Source organism: Curtobacterium sp. YR515 (assembly GCF_900113095.1).
Lineage (GTDB): Bacteria > Actinomycetota > Actinomycetes > Actinomycetales > Microbacteriaceae > Curtobacterium.
This window is the reverse complement of sequence record NZ_FOOD01000002.1, coordinates 389823-404761: the sequence shown is the minus strand read 5'-3', so window position 1 is coordinate 404761 and position 14939 is coordinate 389823. Positions and strand designations below refer to the sequence as shown.

General features: G+C 72.6%; 14 protein-coding genes. 12 read left to right on the top strand and 2 right to left on the bottom strand.

From position 1 onward, the window contains the following. Positions 1-60: 60 nt before the first annotated feature. The 5 genes from BM028_RS06650 (at position 61) to kdpC (ending at position 5735) form a co-directional block, all read left to right on the top strand. A complete protein-coding gene (locus BM028_RS06650; RefSeq protein ID WP_092385388.1) occupies positions 61-1005 on the top strand; it encodes a helix-turn-helix transcriptional regulator in 945 nt (314 codons plus the stop codon). Between the two features lie 227 nt (positions 1006-1232). After that, the gene (kdpF, locus tag BM028_RS06645; RefSeq protein WP_070417610.1) at positions 1233-1322 is read left to right on the top strand and encodes a K(+)-transporting ATPase subunit F; all 90 of its coding nucleotides are present in this window, start codon (positions 1233-1235) and stop codon (positions 1320-1322) included. Beyond that, positions 1322-3007, top strand: a complete 1686-nt coding sequence (gene kdpA, locus BM028_RS06640) for a potassium-transporting ATPase subunit KdpA (RefSeq protein WP_092385386.1) — start codon at positions 1322-1324, stop codon at positions 3005-3007. Before kdpF ends, kdpA begins: the two co-directional genes overlap by 1 nt. An 11-nt stretch (positions 3008-3018) precedes the next feature. Further along, a complete protein-coding gene (gene kdpB, locus BM028_RS06635; RefSeq protein WP_092385384.1) occupies positions 3019-5133 on the top strand; it encodes a potassium-transporting ATPase subunit KdpB in 2115 nt (704 codons plus the stop codon). Then, positions 5130-5735, top strand: a complete 606-nt coding sequence (kdpC, locus tag BM028_RS06630) for a potassium-transporting ATPase subunit KdpC (protein WP_092385382.1) — start codon at positions 5130-5132, stop codon at positions 5733-5735. The genes kdpB and kdpC overlap by 4 nt, the downstream gene beginning before the upstream one ends. Positions 5736-5743: 8 nt before the next feature. Here the strand turns inward: kdpC and BM028_RS06625 are convergent, their stop codons facing one another. Then, positions 5744-6508, bottom strand: coding sequence for an Abi family protein (locus BM028_RS06625; protein ID WP_092385380.1), 765 nt, complete (start codon positions 6506-6508; stop codon positions 5744-5746). Between the two features lie 233 nt (positions 6509-6741). Between BM028_RS06625 and BM028_RS06620 the strand changes: the two genes are divergently transcribed. Both BM028_RS06620 and BM028_RS06615 read left to right on the top strand, forming a co-directional pair. After that, positions 6742-9234, top strand: a complete 2493-nt coding sequence (locus BM028_RS06620; protein WP_092385378.1) for an ATP-binding protein — start codon at positions 6742-6744, stop codon at positions 9232-9234. A gap of 13 nt (positions 9235-9247) precedes the next feature. Continuing rightward, positions 9248-9955, top strand: coding sequence for a response regulator (locus BM028_RS06615; protein ID WP_092385376.1), 708 nt, complete (start codon positions 9248-9250; stop codon positions 9953-9955). Here the strand turns inward: BM028_RS06615 and BM028_RS06610 are convergent. Beyond that, positions 9939-10811: a helix-turn-helix transcriptional regulator gene (locus BM028_RS06610; protein WP_254789432.1), complete on the bottom strand. Its 873-nt coding sequence runs from the start codon at positions 10809-10811 to the stop codon at positions 9939-9941. The two genes, BM028_RS06615 and BM028_RS06610, sit on opposite strands and share 17 nt — an antisense overlap. A 110-nt stretch (positions 10812-10921) precedes the next feature. On the opposite strand from BM028_RS06610, the gene hxlB reads away from it, so the two are divergent. From hxlB to BM028_RS06585, 5 genes are all read left to right on the top strand, one after another. Then, complete coding sequence (gene hxlB / locus BM028_RS06605; RefSeq protein WP_070417616.1) at positions 10922-11482, top strand: 6-phospho-3-hexuloisomerase; 561 nt, start codon at positions 10922-10924, stop codon at positions 11480-11482. An 11-nt stretch (positions 11483-11493) separates the two neighbouring features. After that, positions 11494-12132 (top strand): 3-hexulose-6-phosphate synthase, encoded by a 639-nt coding sequence (gene hxlA / locus BM028_RS06600; protein ID WP_070417617.1) that lies wholly within the window; start codon positions 11494-11496, stop codon positions 12130-12132. Positions 12133-12199: 67 nt separating this feature from the next. After that, positions 12200-13288, top strand: a complete 1089-nt coding sequence (locus tag BM028_RS06595; RefSeq protein ID WP_092385374.1) for a bifunctional GNAT family N-acetyltransferase/class I SAM-dependent methyltransferase — start codon at positions 12200-12202, stop codon at positions 13286-13288. Beyond that, positions 13285-14025 (top strand): alpha/beta hydrolase, encoded by a 741-nt coding sequence (locus BM028_RS06590; protein WP_092385372.1) that lies wholly within the window; start codon positions 13285-13287, stop codon positions 14023-14025. Before BM028_RS06595 ends, BM028_RS06590 begins: the two co-directional genes overlap by 4 nt. Positions 14026-14155: 130 nt before the next feature. Continuing rightward, on the top strand, positions 14156-14923 hold the full coding sequence (locus BM028_RS06585; protein WP_092385370.1) for an HAD family hydrolase: 768 nt from the start codon (positions 14156-14158) through the stop codon (positions 14921-14923). The last annotated feature ends 16 nt before the right edge of the window (positions 14924-14939 follow it).

Genomic DNA, 14939 nt, shown 5'->3' with positions numbered 1-14939 from the left:
GGACCAGCATCCCGGGCATTGCGGTCAGATCCTGTCCGCTTCTCCACCGATACTGGAGGCATGTCCGGACCGTCCTCGCGCATGCTCGCGCTGCTCTCGCTGCTGCAGGTGCACCGGGACTGGCCCGGCGACGAGCTCGCCGGACGGCTCGAGGTCAGCCCGCGCACGCTCCGCCGCGACGTCGACCGGCTCCGCGGCCTCGGCTACCGCGTGGAGGCACTGCGCGGCCCGGCCGGCGGGTACCGGCTGGCAGCGGGTGCGGACCTGCCCCCGCTCCTGTTCGACGACGACCAGGCGGTCGCGATCGCCATCGCGCTCGCCGTGGCGCCCGCGTCCGGCGCGGACATCGCCGAATCGGCCGCCCGTGCGCTCGCGACGGTGCGGCAGGTGATGCCCGCGCGTCTGCGCACACGGGTGGACGCGATCGACGCGGTCACCTCGGCCGGTCGCACCCCCGTCGACCCGGAGGTCCTCGTCGCGGTGAGCGAGGCCGTCCACCTCGGCGAGGTCCTCCGCTTCGGGTACGGCCCCGACGAGACGCCCCACCGGGTCGAGCCGCACGCGGTGGTCGCCCGGAACGGCCGCTGGTACCTGCTCGACTGGGACCTCGACCGCGACGACTGGCGCACCCACCGCGTCGACCGCATCACCCCGCGGATGCGGACGCGCGTGCCGTTCACGCCGCGTCCCGTGCCCGGTGGCGATCCGGCAGCGTTCGTGGCCGCGCGGTTCAAGGGGTCCGACCGCGAGGACGTCTGGCCCTGCACCGGCACCGCCGTCCTCGAGGTGCCGGCCGAGACCGTCGCGCCGTACCTCCCCGACGACGCCGTGCTCGAGCCGCTCGGCCCGGACCGGTGCCGTCTCACGCGCGGCTCCTGGTCGTGGGAGGGCCTCGCGGCGGCGTTCGCCGGTGCCACCGCGGACTTCACCGTCGAGGGGCCCGACGAACTCCGTGCGGCGACGGCCGTACTCGCCGAGCGGCTGGGGCGAGCGAGCGGGCGTTAGTGACGCGCATGCGTGTGTCAGGAGCGCGTCAGGAAACCGTTAGGGACGGGTCTGGAGGTGCGGTGTCGGATCCAGCATCGGTTCGGCACCACACGTGGTGCCGTCCGCGTCGCCCGGCGCGGACCCCGTGAACCTCTGGAGTCCCTCGTGTTCGACGTCTTCGTCGTCGCCGGTGTCCTCGCCGTGTTCGGCGTGGTTGCACTCATCGCCAAGGCGGTGGAACGGCTGTGATCGTCATCACCATCGCCGCCGCCGTCCTCGGCGTCGCCTCGCTCGTGTACCTCGTCTGGGCCCTCGTGCGCCCGGAGAAGTTCTGATGAGCACCGCGGACACGTGGGCCGGGATCGTCCAGGTCGCCACCCTCGTGCTGCTGCTCGTCGTCGCCTACCGGCCGCTCGGCGACTGGATGGCGCGGGTGTTCACGCCGACGCGGCACAGCCGGGTCGAGCGCGGGGTCTACCGGGTGATCGGCGTCGACCCCGATGCCGAGCAGTCGTGGCCCGCCTACCTGCGCGGCGTGCTGCTCTTCAGTGCCGTGGGGCTGCTGCTCGTGTACCTCCTGCAGCGCATCCAGGTCGTGCTGCCCGGCGACCTCGGGCTGCCGAACGTCGGGCCGTCGCTCGCGTTCAACACGGCGGCGTCGTTCGTCGCGAACACGAACTGGCAGTCGTACTCGCCCGAGGTCACCGTCGGGTACACGGTGCAGATGGCCGGCCTCGCGGTGCAGAACTTCCTCTCCGCGGCGGTCGGGCTCGCCGTCGCCGTGGCGCTCGTCCGCGGCTTCGCCCGTCGACGCTCCGGCACGCTCGGCAACGTCTGGGTGGACGTCGTCCGCGGGACCGGCCGGCTCCTGCTGCCGGGTGCGTTCGTGTTCGCGATCGTGCTCGTCGCCGGTGGTGTCATCCAGTCGTGGGGGAGCGGCACCGACGTCACGACCCTGGTCGGCGGGACGCAGCACATCCCGGACGGGTTCGTCGCCTCGCAGGAGGCCATCAAGGAACTCGGCACGAACGGCGGCGGCTACTTCAACGCGAACTCGGCGCACCCGTTCGAGAACCCGCAGGCGTGGACGAACCTCGTCGAGGTCTTCCTCATGCTCGTCATCCCGTTCTCGCTGCCGCGCACGTTCGGCCGCCTGGTGGACGACGACCGTCAGGGCTACGCGATCCTCGCCGTGATGGGCGCGATCTTCCTCGTCTCGCTCTCGGTGATGTCGATCGCCGAGCTCGGTGGCGGCGGCAGCGCGACCCACGCCGCCGGGGCCGCCATGGAGGGCAAGGAGGTGCGGTTCGGCATCCTCGGCACGACGCTCTTCGGGACGACCTCGACCGCGACGTCGACCGGCGCCGTGAACGGCATGTTCGACAGCTTCACGCCGATCGGCGGGATGATGGCGCTCGTCAACATGATGCTCGGCGAGGTCACCCCCGGCGGCGTCGGCTCCGGGCTGTACGGGATGCTCGTGCTCGCGGTCATCACGGTGTTCATCGGCGGGCTGCTCGTCGGTCGGACCCCCGAGTACCTCGGCAAGAAGATCCGGGCCCGCGAGATGACCTTCGCGTCGCTCTACATCCTCGTCACCCCGACCCTGGTGCTCCTCGGCACCGGCCTGTCCCTGGTGCTCCCGGGCGTCCGCGAGCAGGTCGTCGGCACGTCGATCTTCAACCCGGGCAACCACGGCCTGTCCGAGCTCCTCTACGCCTTCACCTCGGGCGCGAACAACAACGGCTCGGCGTTCGGCGGCCTGACGGCGAACACGACGTGGATGAACTCCGCGCTCGGCGTCGTGATGCTGCTCGGCCGGTTCGTCCCGATGGTGTTCGTGCTGGCGCTCGCCGGGTCCCTCGCGACCCAGGACCGGGTGCCGGAGACCGTCGGCACGCTGCCCACGCACCGGCCGCTGTTCATCGTCCTGCTCGGCGGCGTCGCCGTCGTCGTGACCGCACTCACCTACTTCCCGGTGCTCGCACTGGGACCGCTCGCAGAAGCCCTCGCCCGATGAAAGCCGATACCATGACCACCGCGACCTCCGAGCACGAGGCGACCAGCGCCTCCAGGCCGGCCACACGCTCGTCCGCCTTCGGACCCCGTCAACTCGTGGCGGGCCTCCCGGGTGCCCTGCGCAAACTCGACCCGCGACTGATGTGGCGGAACCCCGTCATGTTCATCGTCGAGGTCGGCGCCGCGCTGACGACGGCAGCAGCCGTCGTCGAGCCGTCCGCGTTCACCATCGCCATCGCCGTGTGGCTCTGGCTCACCGTCGTCTTCGCGAACCTCGCGGAGTCGGTGGCCGAGGGCCGGGGCAAGGCACAGGCCGACACGCTGCGGAAGACCCGCTCGACCACGAGTGCCCGTCGGGTGCTCCGGTACGACCGGTCCGACGCGGCGGCGACCGGCAACGAGACCGAGGAGGTCGCGTCCGTCGACCTCGCCAAGGGCGACGTCGTGGTCGTCGTCGCGGGCGAGGTGATCCCGGGCGACGGCGACGTCGTGGACGGCATCGCGTCCGTCGACGAGTCGGCCGTGACCGGTGAGTCCGCCCCGGTCATCCGCGAGTCCGGCGGCGACCGGAGTGCCGTCACCGGCGGCACCCGGGTGCTCTCGGACCGCATCGTCGTGCGCATCACGTCGACCCCCGGTGAGACCTTCATCGACCGGATGATCCGGCTCGTCGAGGGTGCCGCCCGGCAGAAGACGCCGAACGAGATCGCGCTGAACATCCTGCTCGCCTCGCTGTCGATCGTGTTCGTGATCGTCTGCCTGACGATGCAGCCGATCGCCGGGCTCGTCGGGGCGACCGTCAGCGTGCCGGTGCTCATCGCCCTGCTCGTCTGCCTCATCCCGACGACGATCGGTGCCCTGCTCTCCGCGATCGGCATCGCGGGCATGGACCGACTCGTGCAGCACAACGTCCTGGCGATGTCCGGCCGTGCGGTCGAGGCCGCCGGGGACATCACGACCCTGCTGCTCGACAAGACCGGGACGATCACGTACGGCAACCGCCGGGCGTCGCGTGTTGTGCCGGTCCCCGGTGTCACGGAGCCGGCCCTGATGGAGGCGGCCGCCCTGTCGTCCGCCGCGGACGGGACCCCCGAGGGGCGGTCCATCGTCGACCTCGCCGCGGGAGCGGGCGTCGCCCCGGACCTCCCCGCCGGTGCCGTCGAGGTGCCCTTCACCGCACAGACGCGCATGTCCGGCGTCGACCTGCCCGACGGCAGCTCCGTGCGCAAGGGTGCCGCGTCGGCAGTGCTCGCCTGGGCTGCAACCGGTTCAGCCGGTGTCCCCGAGGAGGTCGCGCAAGCCATCGACGCCACGGTCGTCGAGGTCTCGGACCAGGGCGGTACCCCGCTCGTCGTCGGACGCCGCGCACCCTCCGGTGCGGTCACGCTGCTCGGGGTCGTCCACCTCAAGGACGTCGTCAAGGACGGCATGGCGGCACGGTTCGCCGAGCTGCGCGAGATGGGGATCCGCACGGTGATGATCACCGGCGACAACCCGCGCACCGCGAAGGCGATCGCCGCCGAAGCCGGTGTGGACGACTTCCTCGCCGAGGCCACGCCGGAGGACAAGCTCGCCCTGATCCGCAAGGAGCAGGAGGGCGGCAACCTCGTTGCGATGACCGGTGACGGCACGAACGACGCCCCGGCCCTGGCGCAGGCGGACGTCGGCGTGGCGATGAACACCGGGACGACCGCGGCGAAGGAGGCCGGCAACATGGTCGACCTCGACTCGGACCCGACGAAGCTCATCGACGTCGTCCGCATCGGCAAGCAGCTGCTCATCACCCGCGGGGCGCTCACGACGTTCTCGATCGCGAACGACATCGCCAAGTACTTCGCGATCATCCCCGCGATGTTCCAGATGGCGTTCCCCGGGCTCGCCGCGCTCAACGTCATGGGGCTGCACAGTCCCGCGTCCGCGATCCTCAGCGCCGTCATCTTCAACGCGCTCGTGATCGTGGCGCTCATCCCGCTGTCCCTCCGCGGCGTCGCCTACCGCGCCGCCTCGGCATCGTCGATCCTCGGCCGGAACCTGCTCCTCTACGGGCTCGGCGGCGTGGTCGTCCCCTTCATCGGCATCAAGCTCATCGACCTCGTGGTCGGTCTCATCCCGGGGTTCTCCTCATGACGTCTGCATCTCGTTCCTCGTTCCGCTCACTCGGGGTGGCCGTCCGGCTCACCCTGCTCAGCACCGTGGTGCTCGGCATCGCCTACCCGCTCGCGGTGTGGGGCGTCGGCCAGGCCGCGTTCCACGACCAGGCGAACGGCTCGATGGTGACGTCGTCGGACGGCACCGTCGTCGGGTCGTCGCTCATCGGGCAGTCGTTCGACGGCCGCGGAGCCGACCGGTGGTTCCAGTCGCGGCCGAGCGCCGCGGGGGAGAAGGGCTACGACGCCGGGGCGTCGAGCGGGTCGAACCTCGGGCCGTCGAACCCCGACCTCCTCCGCAGCGTGCAGGAGCGGCGTGCGGCGGTCGCGAAGGCCGACGGGGTCCCCGTCGCCGACGTGCCGGCGGACGCGGTGACGGCGTCGGGCTCCGGCCTCGACCCGGACATCAGCCCGGAGTACGCGCTGCAGCAGGTGTCCCGCGTGGCCGCTGCGCGGGGGATGTCGGAGTCGGCGGTGCGCACGCTCGTGGAGCAGCACACCGAGGCGCGGCAGCTCGGGTTCCTCGGGGAGCCCGTGGTGAACGTGCTCGAGCTGAACCTGGCGCTCGCGAAGGCGTCCTGACCGTGCCGTCACGCCGCTGCCCAAGTCGGCCGCCCGCCGATGCCGACGACCAGGTCGTCGTGCTCGTCGACGAGGCGCCGGACGGCTGCGGCGTGGCGGTCGCACGGTCCGACCGTCTCGGCGAGGTGGGCCAGGAGCTCGAGCGAGTGCACCGGGGTCCGCTTCGGCAGGCTCGACAGTCGCGCGACGAGGTCGGGTGGGGAGCCGAACGTCGGCGGCGGGATCCGGAACTTCCGGGCCCAGATCCGCGTGTGGTGCGCGCAGCAGTTGCGCACGTGCGTCAGGTGCTGCAGGCAGGGGCGGAGCGTCGCGGGTGGGAGCCGGAACGCTGCGGCGATCTCGTCGCGGGTGGCCGGCTCGACACCTGCGGCGATCCGGGACAGTTCGCCGAGGCTGAGCGCTTCGGCGAGCATCCCGAACGGGACGCGTTCGAACCGCCGCTCGCGCCATGCCGACCCGACGGCGGGATCGGCCGCGTGCTCGAGTGCCGATCGAACGCGGCGGAGCATCGCACCGTGGTCGAACGTCGCGCGGAAGGACCGCGGGTCGACGTACCAGCGCGATCCGAAACGGGCTCCGGCTGCGACGTCGAGCCGACCACGGAGCGCGAGTTCGACCTGCTCGACCAGACCGAGTGTGACCGATCGCAGCGAGCTGTCGAAGTCGTGCACCCGCCAGACCGAGGACGCGGAGTCATCGAGCCCCAGCGCCTGCAACGCCTGCCGGAACTGCGCGTGGCGGTAGCGGGACATCGCGACCGTTGGGTCTGGCATCGATCGGCTCCGAGATCGGGGGAACGTGTGATCTCGGGCAAGCCGGCAGCAACTACAGCGCAGGGAACGAACGTGAGCGGGGAAGAACACCGTCCCGCGTCCGAGACGGACGCGGGACGGGACAGTCCCACCCGATTTGAGGAAGCTGATGCTCGAGCCTTGGTGGGAACGGTTGTGAGGAGAATATCAGTCGATCGGTCGTGGAGCAAGGGTGGACGCGAGAGGATGAGCACGTGAAGCGCGGGAAGCTGCGGGTCCTGCTCGGTGCGGCGCCCGGTGTCGGCAAGACGTTCACGATGCTCGAAGAGGGGCACCGACTGCGCGCCGAGGGCCGCGACGTGGTCGTCGCCGTCGTCGAGACCCACGGCCGCGCCGCCACGGCCACACTGGTCGACGGGCTCGAGGTCGTCCCCCGACGCATCGTGGAGCACCGCGGCGTCCAGCTCGACGACCTCGACCTCGAGGCCGTGCTGGCTCGCCGGCCCGACATCGCGCTCGTCGACGAACTCGCCCACACCAACGCGCCCGGCAGCACGAACGAGAAGCGCTGGCAGGACGTCGAGGCGATGCGGGACGCCGGGATCGACGTCATCTCCACCGTGAACGTGCAGCACATGCAGTCCCTCGGCGACGTCGTCCGCGAGATCACCGGCACCGTCCAGCGCGAGACCGTCCCGGACGCCGTGGTGCGCGCCGCGGACCAGATCGAGGTGGTCGACCTCGCCCCGGCGGCGCTGCGCGAGCGACTGTCCGACGGGCTCGTCTACCCGGCGACCCGGATCGACGCGGCGCTGTCGAACTACTTCCGGCTCGGCAACCTCACCGCCCTGCGCGAGATCGCCCTGCTCTGGCTCGCCGACGAGGTCGATGACGCACTCAAGGCCTACCGCGCCGAGCACGGCATCGACCACCGGTGGGAGACCCGGGAACGCGTCCTCGTCGCCCTGACCGGCGGTCCCGAGGGCGAGACCCTGCTGCGCCGCGGCGCCCGGATCGCCGCCCGCAGCGCCGGCGGCGAGCTCGCCGCCGTGCACGTCACGACGAACGACGGCCTCCGCGAGCGCCACCCGGGGGCGCTCGGGAAGCAGCGCACCCTGCTCGAACAGCTCGGCGGGACGTACCACCAGGTGGTCGGCGACGACGTGCCGACGACCCTGGTGCGGTTCGCGAAGTCGATCGACGCGACGCAGATCGTCATCGGGGTGAGCCGCCGCAGTCGGCTCGCCGCGGCGATCACGGGCCCGGGCATCGGCAACACCGTCATCCGCGAGTCCGGCGACATCGACGTCCACGTCGTCACCCACGAGCGGGCCGGCGGTGGCTTCGCCCTGCCGAGGCTCGGCGGCAGCCTGTCCCGCGGCCGGATCGTCGCCGCGTTCGTGCTCTCCCTCGTCGCCGGTCCACTGCTCACCTGGCTGCTGTCGTTCAGCACCGACCCCGACTCGATCACCGTGGACGTGCTCGCGTACCAGCTGCTCGTGCTCGTGGTGGCGCTCGTCGGCGGGATGTGGCCGGCCGTCTTCGCCGCCGTGCTGTCCGGGCTGAGCCTCGACTTCTTCTTCGTGCAACCCCTGCACCGGGTCACCGTGCAGCAGCCGTGGCACCTGGTCGCCCTCGTCATGTACGTCATCAGTGCCGTGCTCGTGAGCTTCGTCGTGGACCGCTCGGCCCGTCGATCGCGAGCCGCCCGCCGCGCCGCCGCCGAGTCGGCCCTCCTCATGGGGATCGCCGGCAGCGTGCTCCGTGGCGACGACGCCCTGCAGGCGCTGCTCGACCGGACGCGCGAGGCCTTCGGCTTCGCCGGCGTCCGGATCCGCCAGGGCGACGAGGTGCCGGCCACGTCCGGGACGTTCGGCGAGACGCCGGACGCCGCCACGTCCCTCCCGTCCGGCGCCGTCCTGGAGTTCGCGGGCGCGCCCGACGACCCGACCCAACGCCGACTGCTGCGTGTCGTCGAGCAGCAGCTCGACGCCGCCGTCGAGCACCGCGACCTCACCCGCGCGGCCGTCGACGCCGAGCGCATCGCGGCGGTGGACCGGGTGCGGAGCGCGATCCTCGCGGCTGTCGGCCACGACGTGCGGCGGCCGATCGCGGCCGCCTCGGCGGCCGTGCAGACGCTGCGGGCGCCGGACATCGAGTTGTCGGCGGACGACCAGGAGGCGCTGCTCGCCACCGCCGACGAGAGCCTGCGTCAGCTCGCGGTGCTGTTGGCGGACCTGCTGGACGTCAGTCGCGTGCAGGCCGGGGTGCTCGCCGTGACGCCGGTGCCGCTCGCCCTCGAGACGGTGGTGGCCCCCGCGCTCGACGAGCTCGAGCTCGGTCCGGACGACGTCGACCTCGACCTGCCCGCCGACCTCCCGCCGGTGCTCGCCGACGCCGTGCTGCTGCAGCGCGTCGTCGTGAACCTGCTCGCCAACGCCGTGCGGTACGCCCCGGAGGACACACGGGTCCGCATCGCCGCGAGCGCGTTCGGCGGCGGCGTCGAGCTCCGGGTGGCCGACCACGGCCCCGGCATCCCGTCGGACCGCGTCGACGAGGTGTTCCAGCCGTTCCAGCGCCTCGGCGACACTGACAACGACACCGGACTCGGACTCGGACTGGCCCTCGCCCGCGGGTTCACCGAGGGCATGGGCGGCACGATCGAGGTCGACGACACCCCCGGCGGCGGACTCACCGTCGTGGTGCGGCTGCCGATCGCCGGACACCTGGGAGTGGAGATCCGATGAAGGGCCGTGCGCGATGAAGGTCTTGATCGCCGACGACGACGTGCAGCTCGTCCGGGCGCTCGCCGTGACGCTGGCCGCCCGCGGGTACGACGTCGTCACCGCCCGGGACGGCCGGGCCGCGATCGACGCGGTCATCACCGAGCGGCCCGACCTCGTGCTGCTCGACCTCGGGATGCCCCGGCTCGACGGCATCGGTGTGCTCGAGGGCATCCGGGCCTGGTCGCAGGTCCCGGTGCTCGTGCTCTCCGGTCGGACCGACTCGTCGGACAAGGTCGACGCACTCGACGCCGGCGCGGACGACTACGTCACGAAGCCCTTCCAGATGGACGAGCTGCTCGCCCGACTCCGGGCGCTCGGCCGACGGCAGGTCGCGGCAGCGTCGGCCGCGGGTGCGACGCCCTCGGTGTCGATCGGGGACCTCGTCGTCGACCTCGTCGCGAAGCAGGTCACGCCGCCGTCCGGTCCGGCAATCCGACTGACCCCGACCGAGTGGCGGTTGCTCGAGGTCCTCGTGACGAACCCCGACCGGCTCATGACGCGCGAGATGCTCCTCACCGACGTGTGGGGACCGTCGCACGGCAACGACTCCGGGTACCTGCGGTTGTACATGGCGCAGCTGCGGCGGAAGCTCGAGCCGGACCCGGGACACCCGCGCTACCTGGTGACCGAGTCGGGCATGGGCTACCGCTTCAGCCCCGCCGGGATCACGCCCGGGAACTGACCGCGGCGAGCTCCGCCCGGGTCCGCGCGCCGAGCTTCCGGAGCAGGTTCGCCACGTGGTACTTCACCGTGTTCGGGCTGATCCCGAGCCCGTCGGCGATCTCCCGGTTGCCGATCCCGGTGGCGACGAGCCGCAGCACGTCCTGCTCCCGCGGCGTGAGGTCGGACGCCTCCGACGACACCGGCGTCCCCGCCGGCGGGTCGAGCGGGATCGCGATGTCGAGCACGGACCCCCAGCCCGCCGTGGACGCCACGTGCAGTTCGCCGTCGAGGGTCGCGACCCGCTCGGCGATCGGCCGGACGGTGTCGTCGTGCACGTCGAGCGTGCCGGCTCCGTCGTCGCGGAGCTGCATGAGCAGGTTCCGGCCGTCGCAGTCCCACTGGATACGGACGCGCCGCGCAGCTCCCTCGTCCACGAGGGCGAGCACCGCCGTTCGCACGATCGCCCGGGCGCTGTGGGCGACGTCGCCGGGGAGTGCTCGACCGGTCGCCGGCGGTTCCACGAACTGCACGTCGAGGTCCCCGAACCGGACGAGCGGACGGAGGTCGGCCCGGAGCCGCGAGAACGCCCCCGTGACCGGTTCGAGCAACGCGCCGCGCTGCCGGTCCGTCACGGTCCGGAGGTCGACGAGCGCTGCCGACGCGATCTCGACGGCCTCGGCACGGGCGGCCGCGTCGCCCACGCGCGGCGACCGGAGCACGGCGAGCACCGACTCCAGGGTGAGTGCGTGCCGGTCCGCCTGCTCCGCGACGGTGCGCGCGTGGTCGGCGGCGGCGAGGCGTCCTGCGGGGTCGCGCCGCGCCTCCTGGACGGCCGACGGAGCCGCCGTCCCGTCGTCGCGCACGTTGTCGGTCACGTGACCAACCGTACGACTCCCACCCGAGCGGGTGGGGCCACCCGATCGGATGGGGACCCCGCCGTGTCGGGTAGCGGCGGCGGACCCGCGTCCCGACCACGATCGATGGCATGCCCGCTGACACCGTGACCGACGCCCTCGCCCTGATCGTCCGCGAGTCCGCCGACCTCGCCGAGACGGTCCGGGGCGACACCGATGCCGCGCTCGAGCTCCTCAGCGGTGCCGAGCGCGTGTTCGTCCACGGAGCCGGCCGCTCCGGCCTCGCGCTGCGGATGACGGCCATGCGGCTCATGCACCTCGGACTCGACGTGCACGTCGTCGGCGAGGTGACGACCCCGGCCATCCGGACGGGGGACGTCCTGCTCGTCGCGAGCGGCTCCGGCACGACCACCGGCATCGTCCAGGCGGCGCGCACCGCGGTCGACGTCGGCGCTGACGTGCTCGCCGTGTCGACGACCGACGACTCGCCGCTCGGCGCGCTCGCCGCCGTCACCCTCGTCGTCCCCGCCGCGACGAAGACGGACCGGTCGGGCAGCGCCTCCGAGCAGTACGCGGGCAGCCGCTTCGAGCAGGCCGTGGTCCTGCTCGGCGACGCACTCTTCCACGCCCTGTGGACCCGGAGCGGACGCTCCGCCGACGACCTGTGGCCCAGCCACGCCAACCTCGAGTGAAAGGCACACCCATGCAGATCCAGTTCGCCATCGACACCCTCACCACCGAGGCCGCGCTCGACCTCGCCGCGAAGGCCGCCCCGAGCGTCGACGTCCTCGAGCTCGGCACGCCGCTCATCAAGAGCGCCGGGCTCTCCGTCATCACCGCGATGAAGGAGGCGCACCCGGACAAGACCGTGTTCGCCGACCTCAAGACCATGGACGCCGGCGAGCTCGAGGCGGACATCGCGTTCGCCGCGGGCGCCGACCTGGTCACCGTGCTCGGCGTCGCCGGGGACTCCACCATCGCGGGCGCGGTCGCCGCTGCCGAGAAGCACGGGAAGGGCGTCGTCGTCGACCTCATCGGCGTCGCGGACAAGCCCGCCCGGGCCCGTGAGGTCGTCGCCCTCGGCGCGCAGTTCGTCGAGGTGCACGCGGGGCTCGACGAGCAGGCCGAGGAGGGCTTCACCTTCTCCACCCTGCTCGAGGCCGGCGAGGCCTCCGGCGTCCCCTTCTCGATCGCGGGCGGCGTGAACGCGTCGTCGATCGCGGCCGTGCAGGCGTCCGGAGCGATCATCGCCGTCGCCGGGAGCGCCATCTACAGCGCGGACGACGTCGCAGCCGCGGCGGCGGAGCTGCGCGCGGCCGTCACGGAGGCGGCGGCGGTCTGATCCGGCCCAGGAGGCGCGGGTCGGCCCGGCAGGGTCGGCTCGCACCCGCGGGCGGTAGCGTCGGGGCGTGACGATCACGCTGCGCCGGGTGACGGCGGACGACTGGGAGACCTGGCGTCCGGTCCGGCTCGCGGCGCTCGCGGACGCTCCCGAGGCCTTCGGGTCCACGCTCGCCGACTGGGCCGACGCGCCCGAGCACCGGTGGCGGACCCGCCTCTCGATCCCCGGAGCGCTCGACCTGCTCGCCCACGCCGAGGACGACTCCGTCGTCGGCATGGCCAGCGGCGTCCCGGGCGAGGACCCCGGCTCCGCCGAACTCATCTCGATGTGGGTCGACCCCGCCGCCCGCGGCCGAGGGGTCGCGGCCGCGCTCATCCGTGCGGTCGCGACCTGGGCCGCGAGCGCCGGGGCAGACACCCTCGACCTGTCGGTCATGCCGGACAACGCCACGGCCCGTCGCACGTACGAGCGCTGTGGCTTCACCGCGGCCGACGAGCCCGGTGACCCGCTGCCCGACGGTCGGCACGAGGTCGTGATGCGTCGTGACCTCGCCGCCAAGCGCACGCTGGACGCCTACGAGCGTGCTGCCGACCGCTACGCCGAGCGCACCGACGACCACCGTGCCGGGCTCGTCGACGACCTGCTCGCACTCGTCCCGATCGGGGCGCGGGTGCTCGAGCTCGGGTCGGGCCCGGGGCGTGACGCCGTCGCGCTCGAGGCGGCCGGACTCGTCGTCGACCGGACCGACGGAGCGCGGTCGTTCGTGGACGCGCTGCGGTCCGCGGGGCACGAGGCGCGCCTCGTCGACGTGCGCTCGGACGCGTTCGGCGGCCCGTACGACGCCGTGTTCGCGAACGCCGTGCTGCTGCACGTCGGTCGGACGGAGCTCGAGGGCGTCCTCGTGCGGCTCCGCGACGCCGTGCACCCCGGCGGTGTGCTGGCCGCCACCGTGAAGTTCGGCGACGGCGACGCGTGGAGCACGCGGAAGCTCGACCTCGCCCGGCACTTCACCTACTGGACGCCGGGACCCCTGGCCGAGGTCGTCACCCGTTCCGGCTGGACCGACGTCGACGTCCGTGAGACCACGCGCCCGGGTGCCGACGAGCGCTGGCTCACCGTCACCGCCCGACGCCCGCAGGAAGCAGGGAGACCATGAACCGAGCACTCCGCTGGACCGCGTGGGTCGTCGCCGTGATCGTGCTGATCGCGGTGGTGTTCCTCGTCTGGGCGAACATCGTCATGCAGGGCACCCGGAGCGCGGCGCTGCAGGTCTGGCGGGACGACCGTGTGGCCGTCCGGGACGCCGGGGACGCCGTGGTGATGACGCCGACCGGCACCGCGAACGGCGCGGGCATCGTGTTCATCCCGGGCGCGAAGGTCGATCCGTACGCGTACATGGCGACGTTCCGGCAGGTGGTCGCCAGCGGGACGACCGTCGTCATCACGAAGCCGACGCTGCACCTCGCCTTCTTCGACACCCGCCCGCTGTCGACGTTCGAGTCCCACGCCCCCGACGTCCGGTCCTGGGCGGTCGGCGGGCACTCGCTCGGTGGCGTGCGCGCGTGCCAGCTCGCGCCGGACGCCGACGGGCTGCTCCTGCTCGGCAGCTACTGCGCGAACGACATCAGCAAGTCGTACATCAGCGTGCTCAGCGTCTCGGGGTCGCGTGACGGGCTCTCCACCCCCGAGAAGGTCGACGCCGCGCGGCACCTGCTGCCGTCGAACGCGACGATGACCGAGGTCGAGGGCGCGAACCACGCCGACTTCGGTGCGTACGGTGCGCAGCCCGGCGACGACACCGCGACGATCTCGCGGACCGACGCCCGGCAGCAGATCGGTTCGGCGATCGAGGAGTGGGTGCGGACGCTGCCGTCAGGCGCTGCGCTGCGCTGAACCTCCTGCACAGCGAACGAGTGTGTGAACTCTTTCCACAGGGGCCCGGCGCGCCTGAACGCCGGTCCTGGAGCGGTCCTAGACTCGTCCGGAAGCAACGTCGACGACCCCGTCCCCCGGAGGGCAGCACATGACGACGCCGGACCGGCGCACACCCGCGCGACTCGCTGACCAGCGAGCGCTCCTGTTCGACCTGGACGGTGTCCTCACCCCCACCGCCGACGTCCACATGCGTGCGTGGAGCCGGCTGTTCACGCCTTTCCTCGCCCAGCACGGCGTCGCTCCGTACACGGAACAGGACTACTTCGCGTACGTCGACGGCAAGCCCCGGTACGACGGGGTGCGTTCCCTGCTCGAGTCCCGCGGCATCGACCTGCCGCAGGGCACCCCGGACGACCCGCCGGACGCCGACACGGTGTGCGGGCTCGGCAACCGGAAGAACGCCGAGTTCACGGCCGAGCTGACCGAGCACGGGGTGGAGCCCTACCCCGGTTCGCTCCGGTTCCTCGTCGCCGCCATCGACGCCGGGCTGTCCGTCGCCGTCGTGTCGAGCTCCGCCAACGCCGTGCAGGTGCTCCGCACGGCCGGCATCCTCGAGCGCTTCCCCGTGGTGGTCGACGGCCTCGTCGCCCGCGAAGACGGTCTGGCCGGCAAGCCCGCGCCCGACACCTACCTCGACGCCGCGAGCCGGTTCGGCCTGACCGCTGCCGAGTGCGTCGTGGTCGAGGACGCCACGAGCGGGGTCGAGGCGGGACGGAACGGTGCCTTCGGGCTCGTCATCGGCGTCGATCGCGGAGCCGGGGCCGACGCGCTCCGGGCGCACGGCGCCGACGTCGTGGTCGGCGACCTCGACGAACTCGTCGACGAGCTGCCGGAACCGGCCACGAGCACGACGTAGGCGAAGCGGCCGGGGC